Genomic DNA, 22,704 nt, shown 5'->3' with positions numbered 1-22,704 from the left:
CTATCCTGGTCTCAATCTGGTGCGAAAAGGGTCGTAAAAGCACAAGAAAGCGGAGACAGCGGGCTTCCGGTGCATTACTCTTCGCCAGATTAAACTCGTAAGTGCCAGCAGCGTATTGAATAAAAAATTATGACCATCGAAATCGAATTAAAGTTCATTGCCACACCACAAGCCGCCGAAAAACTCGGTGAAACTCTTGCCGCGTGGCCACATCAGCACTTCGCCGCACGCGAGCTGACTAATATCTATTTTGAGACCGATGACAATCAGTTACGTCGTTGGGATATGGGCCTGCGCATCCGCGGTGTCGATCAGCGTTATGAGATGACGCTAAAGGCCGCCGGAAAAACCATTGGCGGCCTGCATCAGCGCCCGGAGTATAACGTCGACCTCACGGAGCCCACGCTGGATATCGCCCAGCTTCCGGCTGAAATCTGGCCGGAAGGCACCGATGTCGCGGCATTACAGCAGCGTCTGCAACCGCTGTTCAGCACGCACTTCCAGCGTGAAGCCTGGCTGGTACAGTTTGGTGACAGCGAAATTGAAGTGGCGTTTGATCGCGGAGACGTCGCAGCAGGTGAACTGAGTGAGCCACTGTATGAAGTCGAGCTGGAGCTGAAAAGCGGCCAGCGTGCCGACATGCTGAAGTTCGCCGAAGCCTTGATCACCTCTGGCGGCCTGCGCCTGGGCAGTTTGAGCAAAGCGGCGCGCGGTTATCAACTGGCTCAGGGCAATCCTGCGCGTCCGCTGCGTGCGTTAGCACTGCAAAAAATCGGCGCCAAAGCCTCAGTGGAGCAGGGCATGATCAATGCCATGACGGCAGGCCTGAATCAGTGGCAGTACCACGAAGAAGTCTGGTTGCGCGGTAATCCGGACGCCAAATCTGCGTTGATGGATGCACTGGAAACCCTGCGTCAGGCGTTCTCCCTGTTTGGCGCTTTGGTGCCTCGTAAAGCCACCAGCGATCTGCGCCAAAAGTTGACGCAGATGGATGAGCTACTGGCGGATGCTGACATCACTGCGGAAGCGGCCTGTTATTCGCCTGTTTCAGTCGCGTCCCAGTTAGCACTTACTCACTGGCTGGTGGAGTCGCAATGGCAGAACTGGCTGGATGACAAGAGTAAAACCAAGCTGCAGGGTTCGTTTAAACGCTTCAGTGACATCATGCTCAGCCGTATTGCCGCCGATCTGCGTGAAACCTTCGTCGATGTGCAGCTGTTCAACGAATTCCAGGATAAATCCACGCGCCTGAATCGCCAGCTACTGGCAGTGCATCTGCTGGCGGGTGCCTATCCTGCTGATGAGGTGAATGTCTGGCTGTCGGGCTGGCAGGAGTTGCAGCATGCGATTGCGACCCAGCAGGAGCGCGGATTGATTCAACTGGTAAATCTGGCCATTCGGCCATCGCCGTTCTGGCTGAATAGCGGAGTGAAGCGCTAAGCCGGACGCACAATCGAATCAGGGAGGGAAGATGTTGTTACCGTTACCGGCGCTGATGCAGGCGCAGTTAGCTATAGTGGCTGAGCGCCTGAATATGCCGCCTTCCGCCTTTACGGCAGAACAGGCGGGCGCGCTGACCTTTAGTGACTTTATCGTTGATAACCTGCAGCAGCATCCGGAGTGGTGGCAACAGCTCCAGCAGCAACCGCCTGCGCCAGACGAATGGCAGCACTACAGCGCCTGGCTGAATCAGGCGCTGGTGGGCGTGGAGAATGAAACTTCCCTGATGCGCGAACTGCGCCTGTTCCGCCGTCATATGCTGGTGCGTATGGCGTGGATGCAGGCGCTGCAACACGCCAGTACCGAACAGAGCCTGACGCAACTCAGCACACTGGCGGAGATCCTCATCGCCGCCGCACGTGATTGGGTGTGGCAGGATTGCAGCCGCGATTTCGGCACGCCTTGCAATGAAGCCGGTGAAGCGCAGCCCATGCTGATCCTCGGCATGGGCAAGCTGGGTGGCGGCGAACTCAACTTCTCCTCAGATATCGATCTGATCTTTGCCTGGCCGGAAAATGGCGTCACGCAAGGCGGTCGTCGTGAACTCGATAACGCTCAATTCTTTACCCGCATGGGCCAGCGCCTGATCAAAGTGCTGGATCAACCTACCGTGGATGGTTTCGTCTATCGCGTGGATATGCGGCTGCGTCCGTTCGGTGACAGCGGTCCGCTGGTGCTGAGCTTTGCTGCGCTGGAAGATTATTACCAGGAGCAGGGCCGCGACTGGGAGCGTTACGCGATGGTCAAAGCGCGCCTGATGGGCGACGACCAGGGTCACTGGAGCCAGGAGTTGCAGCAGATGCTGCGGCCGTTCGTCTATCGCCGCTACATCGATTTCAGTGTGATTCAGTCACTGCGTAACATGAAAGGCATGATTGCGCGTGAAGTGCGGCGTCGCGGCCTGAAAGACAACATCAAGCTCGGCGCGGGCGGCATTCGCGAAACCGAATTTATCGTGCAGGTGTTCCAGTTAATCCGTGGTGGACGTGAGCGCTCACTTCAACTCCGTTCCCTGCTGCCAACGCTGCGGGCCATCGGTGAACTGGCATTACTGAGTCCGGCGCAGGTGGAACATCTGCGTGGGGCCTATCTGTTCCTGCGTCGTCTGGAAAACCTGCTGCAAAGCATCAACGATGAGCAGACGCAAACGCTGCCGGAAAACCCACTCGATCGCCAGCGTTTAGCCTGGGCGATGGGCGCGGCAGACTGGGATGCGCTGATGTCGCAGCTTGAGCAGCAGATGGCAGGCGTGCGCAGCATCTTTGATGAACTGATTGGTGATGACGCGCCAGACGTTGACGATCAACCACAGCTGGCTGAGTTTGCTGGCCTGTGGCAGGACACGCTGGAGGAGAGCGATCTCATTCCTGTCGTGCCCCAGCTGAATGAAGCGCAACGTCACGCGCTGTACGAATCGCTCAACAGTTTCCGCCAGGATGTCAGTCGTCGCACCATCGGGCCGCGTGGGCGTTTAGCGCTTGATCAATTGATGCCGCGTCTGCTGAGTGAGGTTTGTCCGCGCGAAGACACCGATGTGGTGCTCGGGCGCCTGACGCCGCTGCTGCTCGGTGTGTTGACCCGCAGCACTTATCTGGAGCTGCTGACGGAATATCACGGCGCACTGCGCCATCTGATTCGCCTGTGTGCCGCCTCGCCAATGGTCGCCAGCCAGCTGGCACGCTATCCGCTGTTGCTGGATGAACTGCTCGATCCCGCCACGCTGTACCAACCGACAGCCACCGATGCCTATCGCGATGAATTGCGCCAGTATCTGCTGCGCATTCCTACCGATGATGAAGAACAGCAGCTGGAAGCGCTGCGACAGTTCAAGCAGGCGCAGCATCTGCGTATTGCCGCCGCCGACATCGCCGAAACGCTGCCGGTAATGAAAGTGAGCGATCACTTAACCTGGTTGGCAGAAGCCATCATCGAATCGGTGGTGCAGCAAGCATGGCAGATGATGGTGCAGCGCTATGGGCGTCCTTCTCATCTCACCAGTGACAGCGAGCGCGGTTTTGCTGTGGTTGGCTATGGCAAACTGGGCGGCTGGGAGTTGGGTTACAGTTCGGATCTGGATTTAGTGTTCCTGCATGATTGTCCGGATGATGCGGAAACCGATGGCGAGCGCGTGATTGATGGCCGCCAATTCTACCTGCGGCTGGCGCAGCGCGTGATGCATCTGTTTAGCACGCGTACCTCCTCCGGTATTTTGTATGAAGTCGATGCACGCCTGCGTCCTTCTGGCGCGGCGGGCATGCTGGTCAGTACCTTTGCGGCCTTCGATGAGTATCAGCGCAGTGAAGCCTGGACCTGGGAACATCAGGCGCTGGTGCGCGCGCGTATTGTGTTTGGTGAGACGGCGCTCTGCGATCGCTTTAATGAAATTCGTCGCGGCATTCTCTGCCTGCCGCGTGAGCGTCCTGTGCTGCAAAAGGAAGTGCGTGAGATGCGTGAGAAAATGCGCGCGCACCTCAGCAACAAACACAAAGGCCGCTGGGAAATTAAAACTGATGAGGGCGGTATCACTGATATTGAATTCATCGCGCAATATCTTGTCTTAGGCTACGCGGCCGAACAGCCCGCATTGACGCGCTGGTCAGACAATGTGCGTATTTTTGAGCTGATGGCGCGTCAGGAAATCATGGATGCAGAAGAAGCGCAGGCGCTAACGCATGCTTACGTCACGTTGCGTGATGCATTGCATCATCTGGCATTGCAGGAGCTTCCTGGGCATGTCGCGCCGGAATCTTTTGCCGCGGAGCGTGCTGCCGTGCATAGCAGCTGGCAACGCTGGCTGGCTGCCACCGAATCTGATAGCGCGGAAGCGTAAAACAACGCTTTACCCCATAATTATTCGGCGTACAGGAAGGCGTGCAGTCCACGCTCCTGTGGCTCGAAGTATCACCGGGGTATGTTATTATCCGCGCATAATTTTGACCGTAGTCTGGAGTCTTTGGAATGAAAGTAACGCTGCCCGCTTTTGGCAAAGCCGCTGTGCTGGTTGTTGGCGATGTCATGTTAGATCGCTACTGGTATGGCCCAACGAGCCGTATTTCGCCTGAAGCCCCGGTGCCGGTGGTGAAAGTCGATACCATCGAAGAGCGTCCAGGCGGCGCGGCAAACGTGGCGATGAACATTGCTGCACTCGGCGCTGGCTCGCGTTTGATTGGCCTGACCGGTGAAGATGATGCGGCACGTGTGCTGAGTGAGACGCTGGAAAAGGTCAAAGTTGATTGTGATTTTGTCGCGGTGAAAAGCCATCCAACCATCACCAAACTGCGTGTGCTTTCGCGTAACCAGCAGTTGATCCGCCTCGACTTCGAAGAAGGATTCGAGCAGGTTGATCCGCAGCCGATCCACGATCGTATGCGTCAATCGCTGGCACAGGCCGGTGCATTGGTGCTGTCAGATTACGCCAAAGGCGCGTTAAGCAGCGTGCAGACTATGATTCAGCTGGCGCGTGAAGCCAACGTGCCGGTGTTGATCGACCCGAAAGGCACCGATTTCGAGCGCTATCGTGGTGCTACGCTTCTGACGCCTAACCTGTCGGAATTCGAAGCCGTGGTGGGTAAATGCAAAACCGTGGAAGAGATTGTCAGCCGCGGCATGCAGCTGATCGCTGATTATGAACTCTCTGCGCTGCTGGTCACCCGTTCTGAAAACGGCATGACGTTACTGCAACCAGGCAAAGCGCCGGTACATCTGCCAACGCAAGCGCAGGAAGTGTATGACGTCACCGGCGCAGGCGATACGGTGATTGGCGTGCTGGCCGCCGTGCTGGCAGCGGGCGATAGCCTGGAAGAAGCCTGTTTCCTCGCCAATGCAGCAGCCGGCGTAGTGGTCGGTAAACTCGGGACGTCAACCGTGAGCACCGTTGAGCTGGAAAATGCAATTCACGCCCGTCCGGATAGCGGATTTGGTGTGATGACCGAAGCTGAGCTGAAAGCTGCTGTGGCGCTGGCACGTCAGCGCGGTGAGAAGGTGGTGATGACCAACGGCGTGTTCGACATCCTGCATGCGGGCCACGTTTCTTATCTGGCCAACGCACGTAAGCTGGGCGATCGCCTGATTGTGGCGGTGAACAGCGATGCTTCAACCAAACGTCTGAAAGGTGAAACCCGTCCGGTTAACCCGCAGGAAAACCGCATGATCGTGCTGGGTGCGCTGGAAGCGGTGGATTGGGTGGTGCTGTTTGAAGAAGACACGCCGCAGCGTTTGATTGCGGGTGTATTGCCAGATTTGCTGGTGAAGGGCGGTGATTACAAGCCGGAAGATATCGCGGGCAGTAAAGAGGTTTGGGCGAACGGCGGTGACGTGCGTGTGCTGAACTTTGAAGACGGTATCTCCACCTCTAACATCATCAAGACGATTCGCAGCCACTAACGGCGAGTATTGAGATCCCAGATGGTTCGCTGTCACTAAAAGCGAGCACTGGGATTTCAAATGATTCGTAGCCATTAACGGCAAGCATTGAGTTCCCAGGCGATTCGCAGTCGCTAACGGCGAGCGACAAAGCAAACGTATTCTGACTAAACAGGCGACCAAAAGGCCGCCTGTTATTGTCTGTGAGCAATGTACGCTCAGCGAATGCTTGCGAGCGATATACGCCCAGCGAGTCAGTTATTTACTGCGGAGTGTCGATCTTACCCGCCGGATCCGGTGTCACCACCGCAGGCGCCGGTGCAGCAGGGCTCTCACTCTCCAGTTTTGCCAGGCGCTGTTCCAGTGCGGCCAGCTTCTCACGCGTGCGCAGCAGTACCTGCGTCTGCACATCAAACTCTTCACGATTCACCAAATCCATGCGGGTTAACTGCGCCTGCAGCACCTGACGAATTTTCTTTTCGACATCGTCGCCAAAGTCGCGAATCCCTTTTGGCATGGCTTCATGGACCTGGCGAGCCAGTTGTTCAATTTTTTTCGTGTCGATCATGATGATTTCCTGGTTGCGGTGGCTGATAACAGCACGTGTTCCGACTCAACAAAGGTTAAGTGTAATGCCTGAATCGAAAAGGTTAAACCTGAATTCCGCATCGCAGTAAATGCAAAAGCATTTGCACTTTTGTCGATTGCCCGTCCAGATGATTGGCGTTATAGTGACCTCGCTTATTCTCAGGGCGGGGCGAAATTCCCCACCGGCGGTAAATCAGTTTCGGCTGAAAGCCCGCGAGCGCTTTCGCTGCAAAGTGAAAGGTCAGCAGACCCGGTGTAATTCCGGGGCCGACGGTTAGAGTCCGGATGGGAGAGGGTAACGACATCAGCCGGGCTTACGCCCGCGTCACGTTTTTGCCATGTGTATTATTTGCGCACTCCTAAGCACGCCCTGGTTCTGGTAACTCATATATTTTTTATAAGGTTTTTTACCATGAATCAGACGCTTCTTTCTGAATTTGGCACGCCGGAACAGCGTGTAGAACGCGCCATTGATGCGCTGCGCAACGGTCGCGGTGTGATGGTGCTCGACGATGAAAATCGTGAAAACGAAGGCGACATGATCTTTGCCGCCGAGACTATGACCGTAGAGCAAATGGCGCTGACCATTCGCCACGGCAGCGGCATTGTGTGCCTGTGCATCACCGAAGAACGCCGCCAGCAATTGGATCTACCTATGATGGTAGAAACCAACACCAGTTCCTATGGCACCGGCTTCACCGTGACCATTGAAGCGGCGGAAGGTGTCACCACCGGCGTTTCTGCCGCAGACCGCATTACCACCATTCGTGCCGCCGTTGCTGATGGCGCTAAACCGAGCGATCTGAATCGTCCTGGCCATGTCTTCCCGCTGCGCGCCCGTGAAGGCGGCGTGCTGACGCGCGGTGGACATACTGAAGCGACCATCGATTTGGTGACGCTGGCGGGCTTCAAGTCCGCAGGTGTGCTGTGCGAATTGACCAACGATGATGGCAGCATGGCGCACGCGCCAGAGGCGATTGTGTTTGCCAAACAACACGATATGCCGGTGGTCACGATTGAAGATCTGGTGGCTTATCGCCGCGAGCGCGAAACGCGTCAGGCAAGCTAAGTCTCAGTTATCGTCATCAAAAGATCCGCGGTTTTTACAGGCTGCGGATTTTTTTCGCGCGAAAATGCCTCTTTAAAACCCCATCATCGTCACTTATCTGCCCCGCAAATTCTTATTCAAATTCCCTGATAGAGATCATCACAGTTATCAGCGTTAATCCCGGCACGAAAGCGCGTATCGTAACGGCTAATAAAGCGACACTTTCGTCAGAGGAACCATCATGAGCCACACCCGTATGCCCGCCCTGTTCTTAGGTCACGGCAGCCCGATGAACGTACTGGAAGACAATACTTATACCCGCGCATGGCAGCATCTGGGGGCAACATTGCCACGTCCGCGCGCCATTCTGGCGGTGTCGGCGCACTGGTACACACGTGGTACGGCGGTGACGGCCATGAATAATCCGCGCACCATTCATGACTTTGGTGGTTTTCCGCAGGCGCTGTTTGATGTGCGCTATCCGGCGCCAGGTTCACCAGAGCTGGCACAGCAGGTGATCGATCTGCTGGCACCGATTGACGTCCATGCTGATCAGGAGTGGGGATTTGATCACGGATCGTGGGGCGTGCTGGCGAAAATGTACCCGGAGGCTAATATCCCGGTGGTGCAGTTGAGTATTGATGCTACGAAACCGGCAGAGTGGCACTTCGAATTAGGTCGTAAACTGGCGGCGCTGCGTGACGAAGGAGTGATGATCGTCGCCAGCGGTAACGTGGTACATAACTTGCGGATGCTGCGCTGGCAGGGTGCGGCAACAAGCTATCCGTGGGCCGAAAGCTTCAATGAATTTGTGCGTGAGAACTTGAGCTTTGCCGGTGATGCAGCGGATCATCCGTTGGTGAATTATCTGCAGCACGAGGGCGCAGAACTCTCAAACCCAACGCCAGAGCACTATCTGCCGCTGCTGTATATCCTCGGCGCACGTGCCTATGAGGAGTCGATCAGCATTCCGGTGGAAGGGATGGAGATGGGCGCTATCAGTATGCTTTCGGTGCAGGTGAGTTAACGCGCTGGCCGCCCGTGTCTCACGGGCGGCACAGAATTTATTCGATAAAGGTATGCGGGTAGAAGCGTGACAGATCCTGAGTGATCAGCGCGCGATCTTCACGAATGCCGATGCCAGCAGGTTGATCGTCAATCAGCCAGCTACCGATCAAGGTGTAGCTGTCGCCGAACTTCGGCAATTGATAGAACTGCTGAATGATCATCCCTTCTTCGCCGTACGGACCTTCTGCACTGGCGATCTCCTGACCGTTTTCGATGATGCGAATATTGGCACCTTCACGTGAAAACAGCGGTTTCACCACGTACTTGTCCATTTGCGGGGCATTTTTATCATCGGCAAAGTAAGCGGGCAGCAGGTTGGGATGATCAGGGAACATCTCCCACAGCAGCGGCAGCAGCGCTTTATTCGAGATAATGCTTTTCCACGCCGGTTCTAACCAACGCACACCGGCATCGGCCAGCTTGGTAGAGAACACTTCGCGCAGCATGAATTCCCATGGATAGAGTTTAAACAGGTTGCTGATCACCTGATCGTGCTGATCGGTAAACTGTCCTCTTTCACCCAATCCAATTTCATCGATATAGAGGAATTCGTTCGGCAAACCGGCTTCGGTGGCGCAATCCTGCATGTACTGCACGGTGGCGCGATCTTCTTCGGTGTCACGGCAGCAGGCAAAGTGCAGCAAGTTAAAACCGTGCTCCTGATGCAGCGCCGCAAAGCGCTCAATCAGCTTTTCCTGCAGGCTATTAAACTGGTCACTCCCTTGCGGCAGGTTGCCCGCCCTGGCTTGATCTTCCAGCCAGATCCACTGGAAAAAGGCCGCTTCATACAGAGAGGTCGGTGTATCGGCGTTGTTCTCCAGCAGCTTAGCATCGCCTTTGCCGTCCCAGGCTAAATCCAGACGAGAGTAGAGCGACGGCTGGCGCAGTTTCCACGAGTCACGCACGAATTCCCAGGTATGTTTAGGAATGCAGAAGCGGGTGAGCAGTTCATCACTGTTCACCACTTTTTCCACCGCCTGCAGACACATCTGATGCAGTTCAGCGGTGGTATCTTCTAATTGCTCAACCTGTGCCAGCGTGAACTGGTAATAAGCGTCTTCACACCAGTAAGGTTCGCCGTACATGGTGTGAAACTGGAAGCCGTATTCGTTGGCTTTTTCGCGCCAGTCCGGGCGTTCGCTGATAGCAATACGTTGCATACTGCGGCTTAGCCTCCCATCGAGCGGCTGCTGCCAGTGCTGCTGCGATTGGTGCTGGTGGCATTGCTGCGCTGCATGGTGTTTTGTTTCGCAACGGTCTCACCGAAGCCACCACGGGTGATGGTGGAAGTGGTCGCCGGTTTTGGCGCCATCGCCGTTTTCGGCACGTTCATGCTGCGGCCTGATGTTGCGGTGCCGTAGTTTTTGCCTGAAGCATCGACAAACTGACCGTTAGCCGGGCTGTTCGGCGTTTTCGGAGAGAACAACGGTTGCTGCGCAAAGCCCGCGCCGCCGCCCATCATACGACCCATCATGTAACCGGCCATCAATGGCATCCAGAAGCTACCGCTCTGCTGCGCTTCGGCATTGTTGGTGGTGCCTACGCCTGCCTGAGCCGGTGTCTGCTGGCACTGATTTTCACCGAACTCTGCAACGCAATCTTCACGCGTAGCGTACTTCGGTGCGGTGCGTTCGGCTTCTTTCTTCGCATCGTTATAAGCAGTGGTACATTGCGCGCTCTGGCTTGGGTTAGCTTTCGCGCAATCATCCGCATTTTGATACATCGAGACAGTTTCATCGCTCTGTTCGCAGCCAGCCAGCATAAACACCGCGGTCACCGCGAGTGCAACTGGCGTTAAATGGCGTGCCTGCCAGCTTTTACGAAAAGCGGCATGACGAATATGTTTAGTCCGTTTCATTATTTTCATCCTGTGCCCAAAGGTGGGGCTTAGAATAGGTGATGAGTGGTGGAAAATGAAGCGAGAAGCCGGATGGCTGGGGGATCTTTACGTTGTTATACGTTTGAATGCGAAAGGGGCCGCAAGCGGCCCCTTAGGGATTAATTACCGAAAGGATTTCCGCTGCTGTGAGCGGCAGCCGGGCGTGCTTTCGCAGCGGCTGACGGGGCAGTGGTTTTCGGACCATTATCCACACGTGAAGCCTGCTGGCTGTTCTCCGGCGCGACCATTTCAGGTGCAGTGGTGATTTCTTTGCCCAGCGAGCTGTTCAGCAATTGCAGATCCTGCTCATTCAGCGTACCCAGCGCATATTTGATGTTCAGCTGGTTGATCAGGTAGCTGTAACGCGCATCAGAAAGCTGCTGTTTGGAGTTGAACAGAGTCGTGGTCGCATCCAGCACATCAACGATGGTACGGGTACCCACCTGATAACCGGCTTCCATTGCATCCAATGAGCTCTGTGCAGAGACAACGGCCTGCTTGTAAGCATCAATGCTGCTGATCGACGCATTGACGTTGTTGAAGGAAGAACGCACGGTCTGGATCGCACTACGATGTGCACCTTCCAGCTGCTCGCTGGCGGCGACAAAGTTGTACTGCGCCTGTTTCACCTGCGAGGTCACCGAACCACCGCTGTACAGTGGCATGGTGAAGCTCAGGCCAACCTGGTTAGAACCAGTGATGGAATCCGTGGTGCCAGAACTCTGGTTCGCACGGCTACCGCCATATTTGCTGTTAGACATACCGGTGGAGGCAGTCAGATCCAGCGTTGGCATATGGCCGGTTTCCGCAGAGCGAATCTGCTCGCGCGCCAGATCCTGGCTCAAACGTGCAGATAACAGGTTGAGGTTGCGGCTTTCCGCCTGTTTCAACAGCGTTGCAACGGCATCAGGACGTGCGGTTTTAAAACGATCGATATTCAGTGACGCCAGTGCCAGGTAATCCATACCGGTGATCTGACGCAGCGATTCCACCGCGTTATCAAGGTTATTGCGCGCGGTCACTTCGTTAGCCAACACGCTGTCGTACTGCGCACGGGCGTTCTGCACGTCAGTGATCGCCACCAGGCCCACGTTGAAGCGTTGGGTGGTTTGATCCAGTTCACGGTAGATCGATTGTTTCTGCGCTTCTGTGTAAGAAAGGGTATCAATCGCCTTCAACACGTTGAAATACGCAGTTGCGGTATTCAGAATCAGATCCTGTTGTGCAACCTGATAGGTGACATCCTGAATCCCGGCGGTTTTTTCCTGCAGTGACAGCGCACGCCATTTCGACATATCGAAAATGGTTTGTGTTAATTGCAGTGAAGCGCTGGTCGTGTTGGAATGAAGACCGCTGCTGTCACGGTAGCCGTTGTTATAGGTATAATCTGCGCCCAGACCTAACTGTGGCAGTAAAGGGCTACGCGCTTCGTTAATTTTCTCAAAGGCTGCATCACGGTCAGCGGCTGAAGCACGCAGATCCGGGTTGCTAAGGCGCGCCTGCTGGTAAACCTGCAACAGGTTCTCTGCCTGGCTGGCAAGGCTAAACCCGCCCAGGCTCAACCCAATAAAAAGTGGGAGCAGTTTTTTCATTTGCATTCCTTTTGTTGCAGCAAATTGCACTGGTAGTGCTGCAGGTAAGCCAAAAAATAATCGCCGATTCTACAGAGGCGGCGTCAGAGATAAGTTGGCTGAACGTGCCTTCTTCCCCTAATTTACGTAAATAATTCAGAAAGAACCACTCGGACGGAGCACCAGGTTTGGCTTTTCTTCGCTCCATCCCAATCTGCATAAGGAACCAGATGATGGCGAGTGAAAAAAAATCCCCTGTGACTTTCACAAAAAACGATGTAGAAATTATTGCACGCGATACACGCTACGATGGTTTTTTTTCCATCGTCCGCTACCGTTTCCGTCATCGCCGCTTTAATGGTGAGATGAGCGGTGAAGTGGTACGCGAAGTTTTTGAGCGCGGACACGCCGCCGTGCTGCTACCCTATGATCCCTTACGCGACGAAGTGGTGCTGATCGAACAGATCCGCATCCCGGCTTATGATTCCAGCCCAACGCCCTGGCTGCTGGAAATGGTGGCCGGTATCATTGAACCCGGTGAAACGCCGGAAGATGTGGCGCGACGTGAAGCAGTAGAAGAAGCGGGCCTCAAGGTGGGGCGCGTCAAACCGATAGTGAATTACTTAGCCAGCCCTGGCGGAACGTCTGAACGTTTGTCGGTGCTGGTGGGCGAAGTGGATGCCAGCCTGGCAGAGGGAAATCACGGGCTGGAGGAAGAGAATGAGGATATTCTTGTCCATGTGGTGAGCCGCGAACAGGCTTATCGCTGGGTGGAAGAGGGGATTATTGATAACGCGGCATCTGTCATCGCTCTGCAATGGCTGGCGTTGCACCATGAAAAACTACGACAAGAGTGGAAGCTAAAATGAAACAGCGCTATACCCCTGACTTTCCCGAAATGATGCGTCTGTGCGAAACCAATTTCGCCCAGCTGCGTCGCCTGCTGCCGCGTAATGACGAGGCAGGCGAGTCGGTGGTTTATCAGGTGAGCGGCGCTCGTTATCAGCTGACTATTCAGGAGTCGACGCGTTATACCACGCTGGTGGAGATTCGCCAGGTGGCTCCGGCAGTGAGTTACTGGAGTCTGCCATCCATGTCCGTTCGGCTGTACCATGATGCGATGGTCGCTGAAGTGTGTTCCACTCAGCAGATCTATCGTTTCAAAGCGCGCTATGATTACCCTAATAAAAAACTGCATCAGCGCGATGAAAAACATCAGATTAACCAGTTTCTTGCAGATTGGTTGCGCTATTGTCTGGCGCACGGTGCAGTAGCTGTGCCGGTCTGCTGATAGCATACAACTATGGCGTGGAGAGAAAGGAAACGCTTTGGATAGCCTGCTTACTCTTCCTGCGGCAAATGGGGCCGATATCAGGATTTTACAAATCACGGATACCCATCTTTTTGCAGGAAAACATCAATCGCTGCTTGGGGTAAATACCTGGTCGAGTTTTGATGCGGTGCTGGACGCCATCATGGCGCAACAGCGCGATTATGATTTGATTATCGCCACTGGCGATCTCGCCCAGGATCACACCGTCGAAGCTTATCAACACTTTGTAGCGGGCATTACACGCCTGCCGAAGCCGTGTGTCTGGCTGCCGGGTAATCACGATTTTCAACCCGCCATGGTGAATACGCTCGCCGATGCTGGCATCGCTGCGGATAAACATGTGCTGCTGGGTGAACACTGGCAGTTGGTGCTGCTGGATAGCCAGGTCTTTGGTGTGCCGCATGGCATGTTGAGCGAGTATCAGCTGGAGTGGCTGGATAAAGCCCTGCGCAAGCATCCTGAGCGCCATACGCTGGTGCTGCTGCACCATCATCCGCTTGCTTCCGGCTGTACCTGGCTGGATCAGCACAGCCTGCGCAATCCCCATCAATTAGAAGTGGTGCTGCAACACTTCCCGCGTGCGCGTAATCTGGTATGTGGCCACATTCATCAGGAGCTGGATCTCGACTGGCATGGCCGTCGCGTGCTGGCTTCTCCTTCGACCTGCGTACAATTCAAACCGCATTGCACCAACTTCGCCATTGATGACGTGGCACCGGGTTGGCGCTGGTTAACCCTCAAAGCCGACGGCGTGCTGGAGACCGAAGTGAATCGACTGCAAAGCAATCTGTTCCGTCCCGATCTCGATTCCGAAGGTTACTAAGCAATGGCGGCGCTGATCTATTTGCATGGATTTAACAGCTCTCCGCAATCGGCCAAAGCCATGGAACTGCAACAGTGGATGGCGGAACAGCATCCGCATATCGACGTGCTGGTGCCGCAACTGCCCACTTTTCCGGCCGAAGCTGCCAGCATGCTGGAAGAACTGGTGATGCAATATGCGGGTGAACCGCTCGGCCTGGTAGGATCGTCACTCGGGGGCTATTTCGCTACCTGGTTGTCGCAATGCTTTATGCTGCCTGCGGTGGTGGTCAATCCGGCGGTACGCCCGTTTGAGCTGCTGGTGGATTACCTCGGTGAAAACCGTAATCCCTACACCGGCCAGCAATATGTGTTAGAGTCACGCCACATTTACGATCTGAAAGTCATGCAGATTGACCCTCTCGAAGCGCCCGATTTACTCTGGCTGCTGCAACAGACCGGCGATGAAGTGCTCGATTACCGCCAGGCGCTGGAATACTACAGCGCATGCCGCCAGACGGTCGAAGAGGGTGGCAATCATGCTTATATCGGATTCGAACGCCATTTTGCGCAGATCATTGATTTTCTGGGATTAAACGCTCCCTGATTGCTGCGAGATGGACCCCTATTCCTATTGCTAATCAGACAGTTACGATGAGCCAATCAAGTTATAATGCCGATGCCATTGAGGTCTTAACCGGCCTTGAACCGGTGCGTCGTCGTCCGGGGATGTACACCGATACCACGCGCCCAAACCATCTGGGCCAGGAAGTGATCGATAACAGTGTCGATGAGGCGCTGGCCGGTCACGCCAAACGCGTGGAAGTGATCCTGCATGCGGATCAGTCACTGGAAGTCATTGATGACGGTCGCGGGATGCCGGTGGATATTCACCCGGAAGAGGGCGTACCAGCGGTTGAGCTGATTCTATGCCGTCTGCATGCGGGCGGTAAATTCTCCAACAAAAACTACCAGTTCTCCGGCGGCCTGCATGGCGTGGGGATTTCGGTGGTTAACGCCCTGTCAAAACGTGTTGAAGTCACCGTGCGTCGTAATGGCGAAGTGTATGACATCGCGTTTGAAAATGGCGATAAAGTGCAGGATCTCACCGTTACTGGCACCGTTGGCAAGCGTAATACCGGCACGCGCGTCCATTTCTGGCCAGACGAAAGTTTCTTCGACAGCCCACGCTTCTCCGTTTCACGCCTGACGCACGTGCTGAAAGCCAAAGCCGTACTCTGTCCGGGCGTGGAGATCGTGTTTAAAGACAAGGTCAACGATACCGAACAAACGTGGCTCTATCATGGTGGCCTCTCTGATTACTTAGCAGAAGCGGTCAATGGCCTGCCCACCTTGCCGGAAAAAGCCTTTGTGGGTAGCTTTGCCGGTGATGTAGAAGCGGTGGATTGGGCGCTGCTGTGGCTGCCGGAAGGCGGTGAACTGCTGACCGAAAGCTACGTCAACCTGATCCCAACCATGCAGGGCGGGACGCACGTTAATGGTTTACGTCAGGGTCTGCTGGATGCCATGCGTGAGTTCTGTGAATTCCGCAATATCCTGCCGCGCGGTGTAAAACTGTCGGCAGAAGATATCTGGGAACGCTGTGCCTATGTCCTGTCGGTAAAAATGCAGGATCCGCAGTTTGCCGGTCAGACCAAAGAACGTCTTTCTTCACGTCAGTGCGCGGCATTCGTCTCGGCTATCGTTAAAGATGCGTTCAGCTTGTGGCTGAACCAGAACGTGCAAGCCGCTGAAATGCTCGCTGAACTGGCGATCTCCAGTGCCCAGCGTCGTATGCGCGCCGCCAAGAAAGTGGTGCGTAAAAAGCTCACCAGCGGGCCGGCACTGCCGGGCAAACTGGCAGACTGCAGCGCACAGGATCTGAATCGTACCGAACTCTTCCTGGTGGAAGGGGACTCAGCAGGTGGATCCGCCAAGCAGGCGCGCGATCGTGAATATCAGGCGATCATGCCGCTCAAAGGTAAGATCCTGAACACCTGGGAAGTGTCCTCGGATGAAGTGCTGGCCTCGCAGGAAGTGCACGATATCTCGGTGGCGATCGGTATCGATCCTGACAGTGAAGATCTGAGCCAGCTGCGTTACGGCAAAGTCTGTATCCTCGCGGATGCGGACTCCGATGGCTTGCACATCGCCACCTTGCTGTGCGCACTGTTCGTGAAGCACTTCCGCTCACTGGTGCAGCATGGCCATGTGTACGTGGCGATGCCTCCGCTCTATCGCATCGATCTCGGTAAAGAAGTCTTCTACGCGTTAGATGAAGATGAGAAAGAGGGCGTGCTGGAGCAGCTGAAGCGCAAGAAAGGCAAACCGAACGTGCAGCGCTTCAAAGGTCTGGGTGAAATGAACCCGCTGCAGCTGCGTGAAACCACGCTCGATCCTAACACGCGCCGTCTGGTGCAGTTGACGGTGAGTGATGAAGACGTCGAGCAAACGCTGCGTGTGATGGACATGCTGCTGGCGAAGAAACGTTCTGAAGATCGCCGTAACTGGCTACAGGAAAAAGGCGATCTCGCCGACCTGGAAGCTTAATCACAGAGGACGCTACGGCGTCCTTTGTTATTTAGGGCGAGCCCCGGAGAACAGAACGTGAAAATCACACTGGAAGAGCTGCGCGCCTGGGTGGCGGTGGTGGACAGCGGATCGATTACCGCTGCTGCAGAGCAACTCGATCAAACCAGCTCAGGCATCAGTCGGGCACTGAGCCGCCTCGAAAGTAAGTTACAAACGACCCTGATGCACCGCACCACGCGGCGTCTCGCGCTCACCGAGGAAGGACTGATCTTCCTCGATCATGCGCGGCAGATCCTCTCGTCGGTGGAATTAGCCGAAGAGCAAATCGCCCAGCGTCGCGACATTCCTTCAGGCAGATTGCGCGTTAATGCCAACGCCCCGTTTATGCTGCACGTGATTGTGCCGCTGGTGGCGGAGTTTCGTCAGCGCTATCCGCTGATTCAGCTGGAGCTGAACACCGACGACATCATGATCGATCTGCTGGAGCAGCAGACCGACATCGCGATTCGCGTCGGAGAGCTTCGTGATTCCACGCTGCGCGCCCGCGTGCTGGGCAGCAGTGCCACGCGCTTAGTGGCCAGTCCGGCTTATCTTCAACAGCATGGCGAGCCTGCAACGGTAGAGGCGTTAGCCGCCCATCAACTGCTCGGTTTCAGCCAGTTGGATGCACACAATGTCTGGCCTGTTTGGCAAAGTGAGGGTGAGTATTTGCAGATTAAGCCCACGCTGTCGGCATCCAGCGGCGAGACGCTTCGCCAGTTGGCGTTAGCCGGACAGGGTATTGCGCGCTTGTCTGATTTTGTCAGTCGGGAAGATCGTGCGCGGGGGGATTTGGTGCAGGTGTTAGAGCAGGAAACGCGTGAATTGCGCCTGCCGATTCACGCCGTGTATTACCGCAATCAATCTCTGACCTCACGCATTACCTGTTTTCTCGATTTTCTGCGCGAGAAGATAGAACAAGATCGCCTGTTATAAAAAAGCCCCTGCACAGGCAGAGGCTTGGGTGTTTAGCGAACCGGCTCTAATACCAGGATTTTCACATCCACTACATCATCTTTAATGATGGCGCGGTGCGCATCCATGTGCGGCATCTGCTGATGCTGTTCAAGGTGGCGTAGCGATTCCCACTGTTCCAGCATGAAAATGGAATCCGGTGAGTTCTGCTTCCACGGCACCTGCGCCTGATGATCGACCAGCGCATCGTACTGATGGCAACCTTCCTCTTCCAGTACGGTAGGGATCAGCTTATTGATGGCATCCAGTACCACATGGCGACGACCTGGTTTGACACAAATTTCTGCAACAACAGTTAACATAGCGCTTCCTCTTTTCCCGGTGTGCTTACAGTTAAGCAAAAATCTGGCTGAGATGAGTCCGATAACGTTCAATATCGCGCGGCACGTCCGGCATCTTGATCACATCATTACAGATAAAGGTCGGCAAAGCTTCCATGCCGAGGAACTGGTTAGCTTTGTGGAAGTGCAGATACAGACCGTCAACGCCGACGCCTTCAAAGAACTGCTCAGGGTCGTTAAACGCTTCCAGTGGCGCATTCCATGTCAGCGACAACATATACTTTTTGCCCTGAATCAGACCGCCCGAACCGTATTTCTTGCCCGCATCGCTGCGGCTGCGGCCGTCACTGGCATACAGTGAACCGTGGCCTTCGGTGAACACGTCATCAATGTACTTTTTAACCGTCCACGGTTCGCCCATCCACCAACCTGGCATCTGATAGATCACTACATCGCTGTCGAGATATTTCTGCACTTCTTCTGCCACGTTGTAGTCGCTGTCAGCAAGGGTGACAACCACGTTATGGCCCAGATCGCGCAGTTGGCTGGCCGCCACGTCAGTGAGGGTGTGATTCAGTTCGCCTTTCGAGTGGGCAAAGGTTTTACCGCCGTCGATGATTAAAATATTGCTCATGGATGATTCGCTCCGTTTCCCGTTGATGGCGCACACTGTACGCGCGCAGGCGAGGCAGAAAAATGCGTGATTGATCACAAGACTTTTGCTAATAAAGCAATAATGCGGAGGGCTATGCAACAATCCGTACGTAAACCAACATCAACATATAAAAGAAGAACCCATGAAAACCGCGATACTGAGTGCATTACTTCTGGTGACGGGCGCTGCTCAGGCGCAATCCCACCTCGATGAAATTCGTAGCAGTAAAACCCTGAAAGTCTGTACCACCGGCGATTACAAGCCTTACAGCTATCTGCGCAGTGATGGGCAGTATGAAGGGCTGGATATCAGCATGGCGCAGTCATTGGCGGCGAGTCTGGGCGCGAAAGTGCAATGGGTGCCGACCACCTGGAAAACCATGAGTGATGATTTTGTGGCGAAGCAGTGTGATATTGCGTTGGGTGGCGTTTCCGTTACCTTAAAACGCCAGCAGATTGCCTGGTTTGCCGAGCCGCTGGGTGTGGATGGCAAAATCCCGCTGGTGCGTTGCGATGACAAAGATAAGTATCAAACGGTTGAACAGGTCAATAAGCCGAGCGTGCGGGTGATTGAACCGGCTGGCGGCACCAATGAAGCCTTTGTGCATAGCCACTTGCCGCAATCGACGCTGCAGCTGGCCGATAACGTCGGCATTTTCCAGCAGCTGGTGGATAAGAAAGCCGATGTGATGATCACTGATGCGTCCGAAGCGCTGTTCCAGATGAAGCATTACCCGACGCTTTGCGCCATCAATCCGGATAAGCCGATGCAATACGGTGAGAAAGCTTACATGATCCCGCGTGATGATATGAGCTGGAAACTGTACGTCGATCAATGGCTGCATCTCAGCACCGCCACCGGCGAATATGCGCAGATCGCCTCGCAGTGGCTGGGTGTGTTCAAATAAAAAATGACCAGGTCGCCATAAATGGCGACCTTACGTTTGTTCGGTGCGTATTGATGCGCACCAGGAGAATCAACGATACAAACTCGCTTTACCCAATCCACCAAACAGATTCATCTTGTAGCGAATCACCGCTTTGGCGGCGGTAATGGCTTCCGGGTAAATCACGTTTGGATCCCACCAGGTTTCACGTGCCAGAATCTCACGCAGTTTGGCGAAGTAGGCGTACTTCATGTCGCTGGAAATATTGATTTTGCCCACGCCCAGCGTCACTGCTTCGGCAATCTCCGTATCCGGGTTGGCTGAACCACCATGCAGCACCAGCGGAATGGTGGTGCGCTGCGCAATGTCTCTCAGGATGTGCATCTGCAGTTCCGGTTTCATATCTTTTGGATAGATGCCGTGCGCGGTGCCAATCGCCACTGCCAGGGTATCGACGCCGGTGCGCTGGATAAAATCTTCCGCCTGCGCCGGTTCGGTATAGATCACCTTGCTGACGCCGCCTTCCACGGTGGTGCCGGTATCACCGATGGTGCCGAGTTCGCCTTCCACTGACACGCCCACTGAATGTGCTAGTTTCACTACTTCTTTGGTCAGTGCCACGTTCTCTTCATACGGCAGCAGCGATCCGTCGATCATCACCGACGTAAATCCACATTGGATGGCGCGCAGCACCTGCGCAATCGATGCGCCGTGATCGAGGTGGATGGTGAAAGGCACTTTGCTCTTCAGCGTGCGTTCACGCACATAGCCAAAGAACTCATCGGTGACGAACTCCAGTTCACTCGGGTGAATCGAGATGATCGCCGGGGTGTTGGTGGCTTCGGCTTCCTCCACCACGGCACGGATAAAGCAGCTGTCTGCCACGTTAAATGCGCCGATGGCGTAGCGGTGTTCACGAGTCGGTGCCAACATCTCTTTCATTGAAATCAACATGTTAATATTTCCTCAACGTGAGTTTTACCAGAGCCGACGTGTGCGCCGACCCGATGATGGATTTAAGGGAAATGCATTAAATACCGATTACCTGCGCGCCCTTACCGGTGCGCATAAATGCGATGAATCACGTGCGTCGATTTAAACGGTGCGCATAAATGCGATTAATTTCGTGCGTCCATTTAAACGGTGCGCATAAATGCGCACCCTACAGGGGGGGCGATTGCACCTTACCTTGTAGGGTCGCCATTTATGGCGACTTGATGCGTTCGCGCATTACGCTTTGCCAGCCGATCCCGACCAGCTCAGATACTCAATCACCACCTCGCGGCAGGCGGATTCCATCAGCCCCAGCAGATCGGCCAGCTCTGCGTGCGGATGCTGTTTCAGTGCCTGCTCCACCGCATTCTTCCCGGCATCAAACACCGCGGCGCCGACGTTAATCTTGGCCACGCCGTACTGGCTGACGCGGCGGATATCCTCGGCGGGTGTGCCTGAACCACCATGCAGCGCCAGTGGGCGGGTTGAAACCGCATGCAGTTCCTGCAAACGCTGGAAATCGATCTTCGGCTTCACGCCCGCTGGATAAAGCCCGTGCGCGGTGCCCACCGAAATCGCCAGTAAATCGATATCGGTTTGCTCGATAAACGGCAGCACGTCGGCAACCTGCGTCATTTTCACGGAGGCATCGGCTAACTCGTAGGTCGGCGCATCGGCGATATGCCCCAGCTCGCCTTCAACGCAAACGCCAGCGGTGTGCGCCATTTTCACCACCGCTGCGGTCTGGCGAATGTTCTCGGCCAGCGGATCGGCGGAAGCATCGATCATCAGCCCAGTGAACCCGGCGCGGAATGCCTGACCAATTAGCGGAAAGGCCTTGCCGTGATCCAGCGCCAGCGCAACCGGCACGGTGGCGTCTTTCGCCAGCGCCTGCACCAGCGGCACGGCCACAGCAGGGGGGAAGTGCTGGCTGTGACCCTGATAGACGTTGAGGATCAACGGGGCGCGCTGTTGTTCGGCGGCCTGAATAGCCGCCCGCGCGGTTTCAAGGTTAAAGCAATTGATCGCCAGCACGGCATACTGCTGTTTGGCGGCGGTCTGAATCAGGTCGTTCATCATGGCAAACATGGTGGCTCCTTATTCCAGTGTGAATTTGATCTCTTCGTCGCGGACGCCGGGGGCTTCCACGTCATCGAACTCTTCATCTGCCTGCGTCACCGGTTTTTTCATCAGCGACAGCATCACGCCGCACACCACGGTGCCGATACCCAGCGCCAGACAGAACATCAGCGGTTTGGTAAACAGCGGCACCACAAACATCCCGCCGTGTGGCACCGGTGCTTCGACGCCCCACACCATAATCAGCCCACCGGCAATGGCTGAAGCCACCACGCAGCTGCCCACCACGCGCAGCAGGTCACGCGCCGCAATCGGAATCACCCCTTCGGTGATCATGCAGATCCCCATCGGAAACGCGGCTTTCAGCGCCTCTTTCTCTGCTTTGGTGTACTTATGGCGCGTCAGCAGATAAGACAGCGTGATGCCGAACGGCGGGATCATCGATCCGACAAACTTCACCGCTTCCGGGCCGTAAATCCCGTCGACCAGCATGCCGTCGGCGAACAGCGACATGGTCTTGTTGACGGGGCCACCGAAGTCAAAAGTCGCCATCGCGCCCAGCACCGCACCCAGCACAAACTTAGAACCGCCCTGCATCGACTCCAGCAGGTGAATCAGCGCCTTCTGCAGCCAGATAATCGGCTGACCGATGAAGGTCATCATCAACAGCCCGGCAATAATGGTGCTCAGTACGGGCAGCACCATAATCGGCATCAATCCCTGCATCGACTGCGGCAGCTTGATGGTGCGGCGCAGCAGCAGCACCGTGTAGCCCACCAGGAAACCGCCGAGCATGCCGCCGATAAAACCGGTGCCGATCTGGCCGCAGATAAAGCCGATGATCAAACCGGGCGCAAAGCCGGGACGATCGGCGATGGAGTAGGCGATGGCGGCACTGATCAACGGCACGATCAGCCCCATACCCCAACCGCCGATCTGATTCAGCATCCAGGCGATAGTGCCGGGGTGCTTACCAACATCCGGCCCACCGATCACCTGGCCGAGCGCGATGCAGATCCCGGCGGCGACGATCAGCGGGATCATCCAGGAGATCCCGGTGAGCAAGTGACCTTTGATCTCCTGCCCGTACTGACGTTTGTTTTCGTTCATGGT

21 protein-coding genes and 1 riboswitch are annotated in these 22,704 nt (G+C 55.4%); of the genes, 12 read left to right on the top strand and 9 right to left on the bottom strand.

The annotated features are described in order from the left end of the window. Positions 1-129 precede the first annotated feature (129 nt). The 3 genes from LBW88_RS19905 to hldE all read left to right on the top strand — a co-directional run bounded on the left by LBW88_RS19905 (position 130) and on the right by hldE (position 5,883). Positions 130-1,440, top strand: coding sequence for an inorganic triphosphatase (locus LBW88_RS19905; protein WP_224933912.1), 1,311 nt, complete (start codon positions 130-132; stop codon positions 1,438-1,440). Positions 1,441-1,471: 31 nt separating this feature from the next. Then, entirely contained in the window at positions 1,472-4,330 is a 2,859-nt protein-coding gene (gene glnE, locus LBW88_RS19900) for a bifunctional [glutamate--ammonia ligase]-adenylyl-L-tyrosine phosphorylase/[glutamate--ammonia-ligase] adenylyltransferase (RefSeq protein ID WP_224933911.1), read from the top strand. Positions 4,331-4,458: 128 nt separating this feature from the next. After that, positions 4,459-5,883 (top strand): bifunctional D-glycero-beta-D-manno-heptose-7-phosphate kinase/D-glycero-beta-D-manno-heptose 1-phosphate adenylyltransferase HldE, encoded by a 1,425-nt coding sequence (gene hldE, locus LBW88_RS19895; RefSeq protein ID WP_224933910.1) that lies wholly within the window; start codon positions 4,459-4,461, stop codon positions 5,881-5,883. Between the two features lie 241 nt (positions 5,884-6,124). Here hldE and ubiK read toward each other — a convergent pair whose 3' ends face one another. Next, positions 6,125-6,430 carry a ubiquinone biosynthesis accessory factor UbiK gene (gene ubiK, locus LBW88_RS19890; protein WP_034828368.1) on the bottom strand — a complete coding sequence of 102 codons (306 nt, stop codon included), beginning with the start codon at positions 6,428-6,430 and terminating at the stop codon, positions 6,125-6,127. Between the two features lie 171 nt (positions 6,431-6,601). After that, positions 6,602-6,751: riboswitch (FMN riboswitch) on the top strand. Positions 6,752-6,862: 111 nt separating this feature from the next. Here ubiK and ribB point away from each other — a divergent pair. Then, positions 6,863-7,519, top strand: a complete 657-nt coding sequence (gene ribB / locus LBW88_RS19885) for a 3,4-dihydroxy-2-butanone-4-phosphate synthase (protein ID WP_224933909.1) — start codon at positions 6,863-6,865, stop codon at positions 7,517-7,519. A gap of 220 nt (positions 7,520-7,739) precedes the next feature. Further along, entirely contained in the window at positions 7,740-8,525 is a 786-nt protein-coding gene (ygiD, locus tag LBW88_RS19880) for a 4,5-DOPA dioxygenase extradiol (RefSeq protein WP_224933908.1), read from the top strand. Positions 8,526-8,562: 37 nt separating this feature from the next. Here the strand turns inward: ygiD and LBW88_RS19875 are convergent, their stop codons facing one another. The 3 genes from LBW88_RS19875 to tolC all read right to left on the bottom strand — a co-directional run bounded on the left by LBW88_RS19875 (position 8,563) and on the right by tolC (position 12,037). Continuing rightward, positions 8,563-9,726: a glutathionylspermidine synthase family protein gene (locus LBW88_RS19875; protein ID WP_224933907.1), complete on the bottom strand. Its 1,164-nt coding sequence runs from the start codon at positions 9,724-9,726 to the stop codon at positions 8,563-8,565. Between the two features lie 8 nt (positions 9,727-9,734). Continuing rightward, positions 9,735-10,424: a DUF1190 family protein gene (locus tag LBW88_RS19870; protein ID WP_224933906.1), complete on the bottom strand. Its 690-nt coding sequence runs from the start codon at positions 10,422-10,424 to the stop codon at positions 9,735-9,737. Between the two features lie 140 nt (positions 10,425-10,564). Beyond that, positions 10,565-12,037, bottom strand: a complete 1,473-nt coding sequence (tolC, locus tag LBW88_RS19865) for an outer membrane channel protein TolC (RefSeq protein WP_224933905.1) — start codon at positions 12,035-12,037, stop codon at positions 10,565-10,567. A gap of 212 nt (positions 12,038-12,249) precedes the next feature. On the opposite strand from tolC, the gene nudF reads away from it, so the two are divergent. From nudF to LBW88_RS19835, 6 genes are read left to right on the top strand one after another with little or no spacing between them, the layout of a single operon-like run. Next, a complete protein-coding gene (gene nudF, locus LBW88_RS19860) occupies positions 12,250-12,885 on the top strand; it encodes an ADP-ribose diphosphatase (protein ID WP_224933904.1) in 636 nt (211 codons plus the stop codon). After that, positions 12,882-13,307 (top strand): DUF1249 family protein, encoded by a 426-nt coding sequence (locus LBW88_RS19855; RefSeq protein ID WP_224933903.1) that lies wholly within the window; start codon positions 12,882-12,884, stop codon positions 13,305-13,307. The genes nudF and LBW88_RS19855 overlap by 4 nt, the downstream gene beginning before the upstream one ends. Positions 13,308-13,344: 37 nt before the next feature. After that, complete coding sequence (cpdA, locus tag LBW88_RS19850) at positions 13,345-14,172, top strand: 3',5'-cyclic-AMP phosphodiesterase (RefSeq protein WP_224933902.1); 828 nt, start codon at positions 13,345-13,347, stop codon at positions 14,170-14,172. Between the two features lie 3 nt (positions 14,173-14,175). Further along, entirely contained in the window at positions 14,176-14,757 is a 582-nt protein-coding gene (gene yqiA / locus LBW88_RS19845; RefSeq protein ID WP_224933901.1) for an esterase YqiA, read from the top strand. Positions 14,758-14,804: 47 nt separating this feature from the next. Further along, complete coding sequence (parE, locus tag LBW88_RS19840) at positions 14,805-16,700, top strand: DNA topoisomerase IV subunit B (protein ID WP_224933900.1); 1,896 nt, start codon at positions 14,805-14,807, stop codon at positions 16,698-16,700. 57 nt (positions 16,701-16,757) lie between these two features. Further along, on the top strand, positions 16,758-17,657 hold the full coding sequence (locus LBW88_RS19835; protein WP_224933899.1) for a LysR substrate-binding domain-containing protein: 900 nt from the start codon (positions 16,758-16,760) through the stop codon (positions 17,655-17,657). Positions 17,658-17,689: 32 nt separating this feature from the next. Here the strand turns inward: LBW88_RS19835 and LBW88_RS19830 are convergent, their stop codons facing one another. Further along, complete coding sequence (locus LBW88_RS19830; RefSeq protein WP_224933898.1) at positions 17,690-17,998, bottom strand: putative quinol monooxygenase; 309 nt, start codon at positions 17,996-17,998, stop codon at positions 17,690-17,692. 31 nt (positions 17,999-18,029) lie between these two features. After that, positions 18,030-18,611 carry an NAD(P)H-dependent oxidoreductase gene (locus tag LBW88_RS19825; RefSeq protein WP_224933897.1) on the bottom strand — a complete coding sequence of 194 codons (582 nt, stop codon included), beginning with the start codon at positions 18,609-18,611 and terminating at the stop codon, positions 18,030-18,032. Positions 18,612-18,774: 163 nt separating this feature from the next. Here LBW88_RS19825 and LBW88_RS19820 point away from each other — a divergent pair, with 163 nt between their 5' ends. Then, positions 18,775-19,539 carry a transporter substrate-binding domain-containing protein gene (locus tag LBW88_RS19820; protein ID WP_224933896.1) on the top strand — a complete coding sequence of 255 codons (765 nt, stop codon included), beginning with the start codon at positions 18,775-18,777 and terminating at the stop codon, positions 19,537-19,539. A 69-nt stretch (positions 19,540-19,608) separates the two neighbouring features. Here LBW88_RS19820 and LBW88_RS19815 read toward each other — a convergent pair whose 3' ends face one another. The 3 genes from LBW88_RS19815 to LBW88_RS19805 all read right to left on the bottom strand — a co-directional run bounded on the left by LBW88_RS19815 (position 19,609) and on the right by LBW88_RS19805 (position 22,701). Beyond that, positions 19,609-20,472 carry a ketose-bisphosphate aldolase gene (locus LBW88_RS19815; RefSeq protein WP_200576816.1) on the bottom strand — a complete coding sequence of 288 codons (864 nt, stop codon included), beginning with the start codon at positions 20,470-20,472 and terminating at the stop codon, positions 19,609-19,611. 276 nt (positions 20,473-20,748) lie between these two features. Next, positions 20,749-21,600 carry a class II fructose-bisphosphate aldolase gene (locus LBW88_RS19810; protein ID WP_224933895.1) on the bottom strand — a complete coding sequence of 284 codons (852 nt, stop codon included), beginning with the start codon at positions 21,598-21,600 and terminating at the stop codon, positions 20,749-20,751. A 9-nt stretch (positions 21,601-21,609) separates the two neighbouring features. Next, positions 21,610-22,701, bottom strand: coding sequence for a PTS fructose transporter subunit IIC (locus LBW88_RS19805; RefSeq protein WP_224933894.1), 1,092 nt, complete (start codon positions 22,699-22,701; stop codon positions 21,610-21,612). Positions 22,702-22,704: the final 3 nt, after the last annotated feature.

Origin of the sequence: Pantoea sp. alder81 (genome assembly GCF_020179835.1) — a bacterium.
Taxonomy (GTDB): Bacteria; Pseudomonadota; Gammaproteobacteria; order Enterobacterales; family Enterobacteriaceae; genus Pantoea.
This window is presented reverse-complemented; position numbering and strand designations above follow the sequence as displayed.

Excerpts from the sequence above, each read along its gene's own strand:
- LBW88_RS19870 (WP_224933906.1), bottom strand. The coding sequence starts at position 10,424 with ATGAAACGGACTAAACATATTCGTCATGCCGCTTTTCGTAAAAGCTGG.
- LBW88_RS19905 (WP_224933912.1), top strand. The coding sequence starts at position 130 with ATGACCATCGAAATCGAATTAAAGTTCATTGCCACACCACAAGCCGCC.
- ribB (WP_224933909.1), top strand. The coding sequence starts at position 6,863 with ATGAATCAGACGCTTCTTTCTGAATTTGGCACGCCGGAACAGCGTGTA.
- yqiA (WP_224933901.1), top strand. The coding sequence starts at position 14,176 with ATGGCGGCGCTGATCTATTTGCATGGATTTAACAGCTCTCCGCAATCG.
- tolC (WP_224933905.1), bottom strand. The coding sequence starts at position 12,037 with ATGAAAAAACTGCTCCCACTTTTTATTGGGTTGAGCCTGGGCGGGTTT.
- nudF (WP_224933904.1), top strand. The coding sequence starts at position 12,250 with ATGGCGAGTGAAAAAAAATCCCCTGTGACTTTCACAAAAAACGATGTA.
- glnE (WP_224933911.1), top strand. The coding sequence starts at position 1,472 with ATGTTGTTACCGTTACCGGCGCTGATGCAGGCGCAGTTAGCTATAGTG.
- parE (WP_224933900.1), top strand. The coding sequence starts at position 14,805 with ATGAGCCAATCAAGTTATAATGCCGATGCCATTGAGGTCTTAACCGGC.
- LBW88_RS19820 (WP_224933896.1), top strand. The coding sequence starts at position 18,775 with ATGAAAACCGCGATACTGAGTGCATTACTTCTGGTGACGGGCGCTGCT.
- hldE (WP_224933910.1), top strand. The coding sequence starts at position 4,459 with ATGAAAGTAACGCTGCCCGCTTTTGGCAAAGCCGCTGTGCTGGTTGTT.
- LBW88_RS19825 (WP_224933897.1), bottom strand. The coding sequence starts at position 18,611 with ATGAGCAATATTTTAATCATCGACGGCGGTAAAACCTTTGCCCACTCG.
- LBW88_RS19815 (WP_200576816.1), bottom strand. The coding sequence starts at position 20,472 with ATGTTGATTTCAATGAAAGAGATGTTGGCACCGACTCGTGAACACCGC.
- LBW88_RS19810 (WP_224933895.1), bottom strand. The coding sequence starts at position 21,600 with ATGTTTGCCATGATGAACGACCTGATTCAGACCGCCGCCAAACAGCAG.
- LBW88_RS19855 (WP_224933903.1), top strand. The coding sequence starts at position 12,882 with ATGAAACAGCGCTATACCCCTGACTTTCCCGAAATGATGCGTCTGTGC.
- LBW88_RS19805 (WP_224933894.1), bottom strand. The coding sequence starts at position 22,701 with ATGAACGAAAACAAACGTCAGTACGGGCAGGAGATCAAAGGTCACTTG.
- LBW88_RS19830 (WP_224933898.1), bottom strand. The coding sequence starts at position 17,998 with ATGTTAACTGTTGTTGCAGAAATTTGTGTCAAACCAGGTCGTCGCCAT.
- ygiD (WP_224933908.1), top strand. The coding sequence starts at position 7,740 with ATGAGCCACACCCGTATGCCCGCCCTGTTCTTAGGTCACGGCAGCCCG.
- LBW88_RS19875 (WP_224933907.1), bottom strand. The coding sequence starts at position 9,726 with ATGCAACGTATTGCTATCAGCGAACGCCCGGACTGGCGCGAAAAAGCC.
- ubiK (WP_034828368.1), bottom strand. The coding sequence starts at position 6,430 with ATGATCGACACGAAAAAAATTGAACAACTGGCTCGCCAGGTCCATGAA.